This window comes from Endozoicomonas sp. SESOKO3 (assembly GCF_024606255.1).
This window is the reverse complement of record NZ_JAHHPR010000774.1, coordinates 1-1,168: the sequence shown is the minus strand read 5'-3', so window position 1 is coordinate 1,168 and position 1,168 is coordinate 1. Positions and strand designations below refer to the sequence as shown.

2 protein-coding genes are annotated in these 1,168 nt (G+C 45.4%); one reads left to right on the top strand and one right to left on the bottom strand.

Annotation, left to right across the window (positions count from 1 at the left end; translation table 11 throughout):
* Nucleotides 1–134 precede the first annotated feature (134 nt).
* Nucleotides 135–341 carry a DUF433 domain-containing protein gene (locus tag KDK18_RS13640; RefSeq protein WP_257255480.1) on the bottom strand — a complete coding sequence of 69 codons (207 nt, stop codon included), beginning with the start codon at nt 339–341 and terminating at the stop codon, nt 135–137.
* Nucleotides 342–545: 204 nt separating this feature from the next.
* Between KDK18_RS13640 and KDK18_RS13635 the strand changes: the two genes are divergently transcribed.
* Complete coding sequence (locus KDK18_RS13635) at nt 546–1,094, top strand: sugar transferase (protein ID WP_257255479.1); 549 nt, start codon at nt 546–548, stop codon at nt 1,092–1,094.
* Nucleotides 1,095–1,168 lie beyond the last annotated feature (74 nt).

The window sequence follows — 1,168 nt, the reverse complement described above, 5'->3', positions numbered from 1 at the left end:
GCTTTAGACATATTGCAGTCAATCTGCTGAACAACACGAAAACCTTCAAAGCAGGCCTGAAGGGAAAGCAAAGGAAAGCTGTTATGAACACATGCTACCTGGCTGAAGTGCTTGCTGGGCAGGGACTTTCATGATTATTCCGTGGCTGCGTAAAGCAACGCAGCCTTTATCTGTTCTGCCAGAAGATTAGGGTGTTCATCCAATATTTCTGCTTGCGTCATACCACTTGCCAGCATTTCGAGTATGTCAGTGACCGTTATTCTGGTCCCCTTAATGGTAGGTTTTCCAAAACGTTTTGCCTGATCAATTTCAATATGCTCTAAATAATCGTCCTTACTCATGATTCGCTCCTGGATGAGAAAATAAACATTATATTGCGAGACAATGGCTTAGATCGTCTACAGATTTAAACGTAGGCAAGCTGATTGATGATTTACAGCTTGATACTACAAAGGCAATCCACCTTTTAGGCTGGCAATCGCCCTATCCTGTCAAACAGGGTATTCGGGCTACCGTTTTGGCCTATTCTCCAGGTAAAAAATGAAGTGTATCGTTTCCTCGATTGCCTGCTGGCTTTACTCGGTCTTATTCTCAGCTCGCCTTTACTTCTGGTGATTTATATTATGGGTTTTCTCGATACCGGCTCTCCCCTGTTCAGCCAGGAACGGGTTGGCCGTTATAAAAAGCCGTTTGTGCTTGTGAAGTTCCGTACCATGCAAGTGGATACTATCTCTGTTGCCAGTCATCTTGTCCCTTCCTCATCCATTACGCCACTGGGTCGCTTCTTACGTAAAACCAAGCTGGATGAACTGCCACAGCTCTGGAATGTTCTGGTTGGCGATATGAGTCTGGTAGGCCCAAGACCTAATCTCTTTAATCAGAAAAAGTTGATTGAAGCCCGTGAACAACTCGGAGTGTATAATGTGCTGCCCGGCGTCACCGGTCTTGCGCAAGTCAGACAGATTGATATGTCTACCCCTGAACTGCTTGCCAGAACAGACAGCCAGATGATCCGCTCCTTAACTCTGCAGGATTATTTTAAATATATTTTAATGACTGCGACGGGAAGAGGCCGGGGAGATCGGGTGAGATGAGTATTAAAGGAGCAAAATTACAAAAACCCCAGCCGATCACTCAACTGGGGTTTTGCTTTATTCAATGCCTGGCG